Genomic DNA, 3,830 nt, shown 5'->3' with positions numbered 1-3,830 from the left:
ACCGCCCGCTCGCGCGCCGCCCGCACGGTCGAGGGGCTTTACCGCCCGGGTACGGACCCGGCGGTGATGATCAGCGGCGGACAGCACGCCAACGAGACCTCGGGCGTGGTCGGCGCGCTGAGGGCCGCAAAGCGGCTGGCAGCCCTGCCGGAAGCGCATTTCGCCGTCTCGCCGCTCGAAAATCCCGACGGTTACGCCCTGCATCACCACCTTTGCGCCGCGCATCCCGCCCACATGCATCACGCCGCGCGGTATACCGCCTTCGGCAACGACTTGGAGTTCGAGCCCGAGCCGGCCGAGGGTGAGGCCGGTTTCGAAAAGGACATAAGGCGGCAGGCGGAGGCGCTTTGCGCGCCAAAGCTCCACGTGAACCTGCACGGCTACCCCGCGCATGAATGGACGCGGCCCTTGACAGGCTATGTCCCGCGCGGTTTCGAGATGTGGACGATCCCCAAGGGCTTCTTCCTCGTGCTGCGCCATCATCCCGACTGGGAGGAACGCGGCGCGCGCCTCATCGAGGCGGTCACCGCCCATCTCGACTGCGTTCCCGGCCTCAGGGCCTTCAACGAGGCGCAGGTCGCGCTTTTCGAGATCCACGCCGGCGAGACGGGCTTCAGCATCGTCAATGGTGTTCCCTGTCTCATCGGCACCGAGACGCGGCATGCGGCCCCGCTGACACTGATCACCGAATATCCCGACGAGACGATCACGGGTGCGGACTTCGTGCAGGCGCACATCGCGCAGATGGAGACGGTGCTGGCAGCCTATCACGCGTTCCGGCAGATGATGCTGTCCTGAGCCGCGGCGATTTTTTCCACCATCCTCAGGGTTGCGAGGGCGTGGCTGCAAGGAGCCTCGCCGTTCCGCTTCTGCTTTCTTGCCAAGGCATAAAGTCGACTGTAAATGTCAGGAAATCCTTTCGTCTTGCCGAGGCAGCGCTTCCATGACCACCGCATCCGATCGTTTCCATGCTCGCGCCACGCTCGCCGGCGTGTCGGAGTCAGGTATTCTCAAGGCCGTTCAGGAAGGGGCCGAGGGCGGTGCCGTGGAAAGGGCAGAAGGCGGTTGGCGGGTGGCGCATGCGTTTGGGCGGATCGCGCTGCGGCCGCAGGACAGCGGCTTCGAAATCCTGCTCGAGGCAAAGGATCGCACTTCGCTTGCCTATCTTCAACTCGGGCTCACCTATCGCCTCTCCACGCTCGACAGGCGCCTCCAGCCCGACTGGGAAAGCGACAACAAGCCCGGGATGCTGCTGCCCTATTTCCGCGAGATGCGCGTGGTGTCGGTGACCGACGTCACGCCGCGCCTGCGCCGCGTCCGGCTGGCGGGCGAGGATCTGGCGCGCTTTGCCCGTGACGGGCTTCATGTCCGGCTCCTGTTTCCGCCCGAAGGCGCGGAAAGACCTGTCTGGCCGCGGATCGGCAAGAACGGCGATGCGGTCTGGCCCGACGACGAAGACCGGCCCGTGGCGCGGGTCTATACCATCCGCCGGATCGACGTGCCTCGGGGGCTGGTGGAGATCGATATGGTCTTGCACGGGGGCGACGACTATCCGGGCGCCGGATGGGCGGCACGGGCAAAGCCGGGCGATATCGTCGGTATGACAGGACCGGGCGGCGGCGGCGTGCCGAAGGCGCGCAAGCTCGTGCTCCTGGGTGACGAGACGGCTCTGCCCGCCATCGGCCGGATCCTCGAGAACCTGCCGGAGGAGGCGGAGGCCGTCGCCCGCGTGGAGATCGCCGATACGGCAGAGATTCAGCCGCTTGAAACCCGGGCCGCGCTCGATTTCGCCTGGCTACCGCGCGAGGGGCGTCCGGCCGGCAGCACGGACCTTCTGTCGGAAGCGCTGAAGAGCCTGCAGTTGCACGGCGACGACCCGGATGTCTTCGTGTGGGCCGGCTGCGAGTTCTCCGCCTTCAAGACCATCCGCAGGCATTTGCGCACGGCCTTGCGCTTGCCCAGGGCGCAGCATCTGGCCGTCGCTTACTGGCGGCGCGGCTCTGCCGGCGCCCACTGAAGCGCGATCCGAAACGGCCGCAGACCCGCTGGTTTCAATCGCCTTTGTGGGCGGAATTCCCGGGCGCCTTGCAGGCGGCGTCCAGACGGCGCATCGCGGCAAATAGCACCTCGCGATCCAGGCAATGGGCTTCGAACAGCGCGACGAAGACCGTGTTGGTCGTATCGTGCGGTCCGGGCGCTTCCATCGCGCGCGAAAGGCTCTCGGCGGCAGCCTGCTTGGCCTCGCGGACGGCGCGCCGCAGCTGTTCGATCTCAACCGTATGCTGCTCGCGGCAAGGCGTATCCTGACCGGGCCCGCCAGGGAGAGGCCGTGGCTCGGGGAAACCGAAATGCATCATGTCGCAACGCCTCCCGGCGCCTTCTGAAATCCTGCTCCTTCCGATACATAATACCTTACCAAAAAAGTCAAGTTTATGCTAGGATGCGTTCGATGACGCCTGAGAGGAAGGGGCGCAACCATCCGGAGGACCGCAGATGCCGGAGAGGCGAAACGAGCTTGACGATCCGTGCCGCTATTTCGAGCGTCCCGCCGAGAAACTCGTGCTGGAGGGCTACCGCTGCTGGACCCACGGATATGCCACGCGTTCGACCGAACCCTGGGTCGATGCTCAGCGCCTTTATCGCCGCCTTCTCGGCGAGGAGAACGGGGCCGATGCAATCATCGCGCTCGCCGGGTTCGTGAAGACGCTGGGCGTGTGCGCGGTCTGTCCGTTGCGCATGTTCCGGTCGGGCGCCCCGTTCATCTGCCGCGACGAAGCCCTTGTTCTCGGGCTGATCTCAGGAATCCAGAACGCGGACCAGCCAACGGTGGATTATTGCCTGCAAAGTCTGTGCTGCCCACAGTTTTGCGAGGACGTCGCCATGACCGCGGGGGCGTTCGCGCTCAGCCTGAAGGCCTCCGACAGGATCATGATGCCCATCCCCGTCCACGTTCTCGCCAGGATCGGCGGGCGGTCATCCGAGAACGACCGGGATCCGACAATCTCGCGGTCCATTCACTGATGCATGGTTGCCGGCCTATGCCGGCGCCTCGAACAGCAGGAGGGCTGCTGTCCTCGTCATCCGGCCAAGCGGCAACGCCGCGTCGCGCCGGGATCCGTTGAGCAGCGACGGTTGTCCTCCGCGGAATGCGCTGACGGTTTCCGAGGAAGAACAGTACTCGATGACGGTCCAACCGATAGGTCCCGGATAAGCCCTCTGCTTTCCGGGCGACGGGGTCGTCCTCGATGCGATTTTGCCCTGCCCCTGAGGCGGGGAGAAGATGTCATCGGCCCGTCATCGGCGTGTAAAGTGCGTGACACAAACCTTCGCTATCCGTTCCGCCATCGCGTTGCACACGAGTGCAAACACGCGAGCGAGAGGCGGGACCGGATGAGTGCCATCGAGTTGCAGTCGGTTTGCAAGTCCCTCGGGGGAAAGCCCGTGGTGCGCGACGTCTCCCTCTCGATCGCGAACGGTGAGTTCGTGGCCATTCTCGGACCGTCGGGTTGCGGCAAGACGACCATGCTCCGCCTGATCGCGGGATTTGAGACCGTCGACAGCGGCCGCGTCCTTGTGGGCGGGCGGTCGCTTTCCGCGCCGGGGACCCACGCCCCGCCCGAGGTGCGCAATGTCGGGATCGTCTTCCAGAACTACGCCTTGTGGCCGCACATGTCGGTAGCGGAGAATGTGGGCTTCAGCCTCAAGGTGGCCGGCCTGCCGCGGGCAGAACGCGAAGCGCGCGTCTCCCAGACTCTGGCCATGGTGGGGCTGACGCAGTTCGGCGACCGCGCACCGGCGGCGCTTTCGGGCGGCCAGCGCCAGCGCGTGGC

Annotated in this window: 4 protein-coding genes and 1 pseudogene; 4 read left to right on the top strand and 1 reads right to left on the bottom strand. The window is 65.9% G+C overall.

The genetic code is table 11. From position 1 onward, the window contains the following. Positions 1-798 (top strand): annotated as a pseudogene (locus ACFP9U_RS24190) (peptidase M14); the annotation flags it as partial. Positions 799-943: 145 nt separating this feature from the next. Next, entirely contained in the window at positions 944-2,017 is a 1,074-nt protein-coding gene (locus ACFP9U_RS24185; RefSeq protein WP_378625351.1) for a siderophore-interacting protein, read from the top strand. A gap of 34 nt (positions 2,018-2,051) precedes the next feature. Here the strand turns inward: ACFP9U_RS24185 and ACFP9U_RS24180 are convergent, their stop codons facing one another. After that, a complete protein-coding gene (locus ACFP9U_RS24180) occupies positions 2,052-2,357 on the bottom strand; it encodes a hypothetical protein (protein ID WP_378625350.1) in 306 nt (101 codons plus the stop codon). A gap of 136 nt (positions 2,358-2,493) precedes the next feature. Here ACFP9U_RS24180 and ACFP9U_RS24175 point away from each other — a divergent pair, with 136 nt between their 5' ends. Both ACFP9U_RS24175 and ACFP9U_RS24170 read left to right on the top strand, forming a co-directional pair. Continuing rightward, positions 2,494-3,021 (top strand): hypothetical protein, encoded by a 528-nt coding sequence (locus ACFP9U_RS24175; protein WP_378625349.1) that lies wholly within the window; start codon positions 2,494-2,496, stop codon positions 3,019-3,021. Between the two features lie 369 nt (positions 3,022-3,390). Next, on the top strand, positions 3,391-3,830 hold a 440-nt coding region (locus tag ACFP9U_RS24170; RefSeq protein WP_378625347.1), incomplete at its 3' end, for an ABC transporter ATP-binding protein.

Source organism: Nitratireductor sp. GCM10026969 (assembly GCF_042660605.1).
In the GTDB taxonomy this organism is placed as follows: Bacteria; Pseudomonadota; Alphaproteobacteria; order Rhizobiales; family Rhizobiaceae; genus Chelativorans.
This window is presented reverse-complemented; position numbering and strand designations above follow the sequence as displayed.

Excerpts from the sequence above, each read along its gene's own strand:
- ACFP9U_RS24185 (WP_378625351.1), top strand. The coding sequence starts at position 944 with ATGACCACCGCATCCGATCGTTTCCATGCTCGCGCCACGCTCGCCGGC.
- ACFP9U_RS24180 (WP_378625350.1), bottom strand. The coding sequence starts at position 2,357 with ATGATGCATTTCGGTTTCCCCGAGCCACGGCCTCTCCCTGGCGGGCCC.
- ACFP9U_RS24175 (WP_378625349.1), top strand. The coding sequence starts at position 2,494 with ATGCCGGAGAGGCGAAACGAGCTTGACGATCCGTGCCGCTATTTCGAG.